Origin of the sequence: Rothia sp. HMSC068E02, assembly GCF_001813565.1 — a bacterium.
Taxonomy (GTDB): Bacteria; Actinomycetota; Actinomycetes; order Actinomycetales; family Micrococcaceae; genus Rothia.
The window spans coordinates 1-5,164 of the sequence record NZ_KV812868.1 but is presented as its reverse complement, the minus strand read 5'-3'; the positions used below and the strand labels follow the sequence as shown (position 1 = coordinate 5,164).

The window sequence follows — 5,164 nt, the reverse complement described above, 5'->3', positions numbered from 1 at the left end:
AAAGTGCCAGGAAATCTCATCTCGAAACAGGCTTCCCGCTTAGATGCTTTCAGCGGTTATCCCTCCCGAACGTAGCCAATCAGCCATGCACCTGGCGGTACAACTGACATACCAGAGGTTCGTCCGTCCCGGTCCTCTCGTACTAAGGACAGCCTTTCTCAAATTTCCAACGCGCGCAGCGGATAGGGACCGAACTGTCTCACGACGTTCTGAACCCAGCTCGCGTACCGCTTTAATGGGCGAACAGCCCAACCCTTGGGACCGACTCCAGCCCCAGGATGCGACGAGCCGACATCGAGGTGCCAAACCATGCCGTCGATATGGACTCTTGGGCAAGATCAGCCTGTTATCCCCGAGGTACCTTTTATCCGTTGAGCGACGGCCGTTCCACAACGTACCGCCGGATCACTAGTCCCGACTTTCGTCCCTGCTCGACCTGCCAGTCTCACAGTCAAGCTCCCTTGTGCACTTACACTCAACACCTGATTGCCAACCAGGCTGAGGGAACCTTTGGGCGCCTCCGTTACACTTTAGGAGGCAACCGCCCCAGTTAAACTACCCATCAGGCACTGTCCCTGAACCAGATCATGGCCCGAAGTTAGACATCCAGATTGACCAGAGTGGTATTTCAACAACGACTCCACACAAACTAGCGTCCATGCTTCACAGTCTCCCACCTATCCTACACAAGCCAAACCAAACACCAATACCAAACTATAGTAAAGGTCACGGGGTCTTTCCGTCCTGCTGCGCGAAACGAGCATCTTTACTCGTACTGCAATTTCGCCGAGTTCATGGTTGAGACAGTAGGGAAGTCGTTACTCCATTCGTGCAGGTCGGAACTTACCCGACAAGGAATTTCGCTACCTTAGGATGGTTATAGTTACCACCGCCGTTTACTGGGGCTTAAATTCTCAGCTTCGCCCAAAAAAGGCTAACCAATCCTCTTAACCTTCCAGCACCGGGCAGGAGTCAGTCCGTATACATCGTCTTACGACTTCGCACGGACCTGTGTTTTTGATAAACAGTCGCTTCCCCCTGGTCTCTGCGACCCATACACGCTCCAGGCAGCAAGTGCCCATCACGCTCAAGGTCCCCCTTCTCCCGAAGTTACGGGGGCATTTTGCCGAGTTCCTTAACCATGATTCTCTCGATCGCCTTAGTATTCTCTACCTGATCACCTGTGTCGGTTTAGGGTACGGGCGGCTAAAACCTCACGCCGATGCTTTTCTCGGCAGCATAGGATCACCAAATCCCCCAAAAACGGGGTCCCATCACGTCTCAGGCACACAGCCGGCGCATTTAACAACCGACAACCCTACACGCTTAGACCACGACAACCATCGCGTGGCTTGGCTACCTTCCTGCGTCACACCTGTTAACACGTTTACCTCCAAAGATCGGGTCCCACAACCCACACAACACACAAACAAAAGCCTGCACATCATGCTTCGCATGGTTAGCATCACAATATCAGTATGGGCGGTTTTTCACCGGTACGGGAATATCAACCCGTTATCCATCGACTACGCCTGTCGGCCTCGCCTTAGGCCCCGACTAACCCAGGGCAGATTAACTTGACCCTGGAACCCTTGATCATCCGGCGGATGAGTTTCTCACTCATCTTTCGCTACTCATGCCTGCATTCTCACTCGCATAGCCTCCACCACTGGTTTACACCGCAGCTTCACCGGCCACACGACGCTCCCCTACCCAACAATCCAAAAAGATCATTGCCACAACTTCGGCGGTGTACTTGAGCCCCGCTACATTATCGGCGCAGAATCACTTGACCAGTGAGCTGTTACGCACTCTTTCAAGGATGGCTGCTTCTAAGCCAACCTCCTGGTTGTCTAAGCAACTCCACATCCTTTCCCACTTAGCACACGCTTAGGGGCCTTAGTTGGTGGTCTGGGCTGTTTCCCTCTCGACAATGAAGCTTATCCCCCACTGTCTCACTGCTACGCTCTCACTTACCGGCATTCGGAGTTTAGCTGACGTCAGTAACCCGTGAAGGCCCATCGGCCATCCAGTAGCTCTACCTCCGGCAAGAAACACGTAACGCTGCACCTAAATGCATTTCGGGGAGAACCAGCTATCACAGAGTTTGATTGGCCTTTCACCCCTATCCACAGCTCATCCCCTCCATTTTCAACTGAAGTGGGTTCGGTCCTCCACGACGTCTTACCGTCGCTTCAACCTGGCCATGGATAGATCACTCCGCTTCGGGTCTAGGTCATGCCACTCAAACGCCCTATTCAGACTCGCTTTCGCTACGGATACCCCACACGGGTTAACCTCGCGACATAACACTAACTCGCAGGCTCATTCTTCAAAAGGCACGCTGTCACCCCAAAAGGCTCCAACGGCTTGTAAGCACACGGTTTCAGGTACTATTTCACTCCCCTCCCGGGGTACTTTTCACCATTCCCTCACGGTACTGATTCACTATCGGTCACTAAGAAGTATTTAGACTTACCAGGTGGTCCTGGCAGATTCACACGAGATTCCACGAGCCCCGTGCTACTCGGGTGGCCACACCACGGACAGAACAATTTCGATTACGGGACTCTCACCCTCTACGGCCGACCATTCCAAGTCGTTCACCTACCATCCTGAACATCATGCCGGCAGCCAGTTAGAACTGCCACTGTGACTCCCACAACCCCCATGATGCAACGCCTAACCGCTATCACACACCACAGGTTTAGTCTCTTCCGCTTTCGCTCGCCACTACTCACAGAATCATTACTTTATTTTCTCTTCCTGCGGGTACTGAGATGTTTCACTTCCCCGCGTTCCCCCCAACCAGCCTATACATTCAGCTGGCGGTAACTCACCATGAAGATGAGCCAGGTTTCCCCATTCGGAAATCCTCGGATCACAGCCCAGTTATCGGCTCCCCGAGGCTTATCGCAGATTCACACGTCCTTCATCGGCTCTTAATGCCAAGGCATCCACCGTGTGCCCTTAATAACTTACACACAATCAAGAAAAATAAGAATCTAAAATCAACAATCAAACCAACACCAAAGCATTGATTCAACGCAAATTCCAGAAGATGCTCGCGTCCACTATATAGTTCTCAAACAACAACCCACAACACAACAACAACACAAACAAAAACACTTGCATCATCACCATGCCAGGCAAACAAAGGAACAACACACACGTGTTACCCCAAAACCCAACAATGCGCCTCATCCAACCCAAAACCAACATTCCACCCATGAGCAAAACCACCCACCCGACACTCGCGGACAGCATGGCCAACTAAATGTGCTCCTTAGAAAGGAGGTGATCCAGCCGCACCTTCCGGTACGGCTACCTTGTTACGACTTAGTCCCAATCGCCAATCCCACCTTAGACGGCTCCCTCCAAAAAGGTTAGGCCACCGGCTTTGGGTGTTACCAACTTTCGTGACTTGACGGGCGGTGTGTACAAGGCCCGGGAACGTATTCACCGCAGCGTTGCTGATCTGCGATTACTAGCGACTCCGACTTCATGGGGTCGAGTTGCAGACCCCAATCCGAACTGAGACCGGCTTTTAGGGATTAGCTCCACCTCACAGTATCGCAACCCTCTGTACCGGCCATTGTAGCATGCGTGAAGCCCAAGACATAAGGGGCATGATGATTTGACGTCATCCCCACCTTCCTCCGAGTTGACCCCGGCAGTCTCCTATGAGTCCCCACCATAACGTGCTGGCAACATAGAACGAGGGTTGCGCTCGTTGCGGGACTTAACCCAACATCTCACGACACGAGCTGACGACAACCATGCACCACCTGTATACCAGCCCCGAAGGGAAACACCATCTCTGATGCGGTCCAGTATATGTCAAGCCTTGGTAAGGTTCTTCGCGTTGCATCGAATTAATCCGCATGCTCCGCCGCTTGTGCGGGCCCCCGTCAATTTCTTTGAGTTTTAGCCTTGCGGCCGTACTCCCCAGGCGGGGCACTTAATGCGTTAGCTACGGCGCGGAAAACGTGGAATGTCCCCCACACCTAGTGCCCAACGTTTACGGCATGGACTACCAGGGTATCTAATCCTGTTCGCTCCCCATGCTTTCGCTTCTCAGCGTCAGTTACAGCCCAGAGACCTGCCTTCGCCATCGGTGTTCCTCCTGATATCTGCGCATTCCACCGCTACACCAGGAATTCCAGTCTCCCCTACTGCACTCTAGTCTGCCCGTACCCACTGCAATACACGGAGTTAAGCCCCGGCCTTTCACAGCAGACGCGACAAACCGCCTACAAGCTCTTTACGCCCAATAATTCCGGACAACGCTCGCGCCCTACGTATTACCGCGGCTGCTGGCACGTAGTTAGCCGGCGCTTTCTCTGCAGGTACCGTCAATCTCTCTTCTTCCCTGCTAACAGAGGTTTACAACCCGAAGGCCGTCATCCCTCACGCGGCGTCGCTGCATCAGGCTTGCGCCCATTGTGCAATATTCCCCACTGCTGCCTCCCGTAGGAGTCTGGGCCGTGTCTCAGTCCCAGTGTGGCCGGTCACCCTCTCAGGCCGGCTACCCGTCGTCGCCTTGGTGAGCCGTTACCTCACCAACAAGCTGATAGGCCGTGAGCCCATCTATAACCACTACATAACGCTTTCCACCAACACCCCATGCGGAGATTGGTCGTATCCGGTATTAGACCCAGTTTCCCAGGCTTATCCCAGAGTTAAAGGTAGGTTACTCACGTATTACTCACCCGTTCGCCACTAATCCACCTAGCAAGCTAGGCTTCATCGTTCGACTTGCATGTGTTAAGCACGCCGCCAGCGTTCGTCCTGAGCCAGAATCAAACTCTCCGTTGAAAAAATAGAAAAGCTTGATAATCTGATCTCAAACAGCGAATCACACACGGGGGTGCGTGACTCAAGCTGACTAAATTTGAAACCATTTGATGATTATCAAATATCAATAAATATTTGGTATTAGTTTCAGTTTCCATCACCATTCGGTGATTTTATTGAACAAAGCACACTATTGAGTTCTCAAGCAACACACCGATTCAACACCTCAACTTACTCTTTCGAGAAGTCTTACCGTTGAACGGTCATTCATGTTATTTCGTTGTTACCGCGTTCCCGCGGCAACTCAATCAACTATACCAGCGTTTCGTTTGCCATGCAAATCCGTTTTCCGTGATTCACACCACAA

2 rRNA genes are annotated in these 5,164 nt (G+C 52.4%); both read right to left on the bottom strand.

From position 1 onward, the window contains the following. A 23S ribosomal RNA gene (locus HMPREF2919_RS00815) occupies positions 1–2,984 on the bottom strand; the annotation flags it as partial. Between the two features lie 306 nt (positions 2,985–3,290). Further along, positions 3,291–4,818, bottom strand: a 16S ribosomal RNA gene (locus HMPREF2919_RS00805). Between the last annotated feature and the right edge of the window lie 346 nt (positions 4,819–5,164).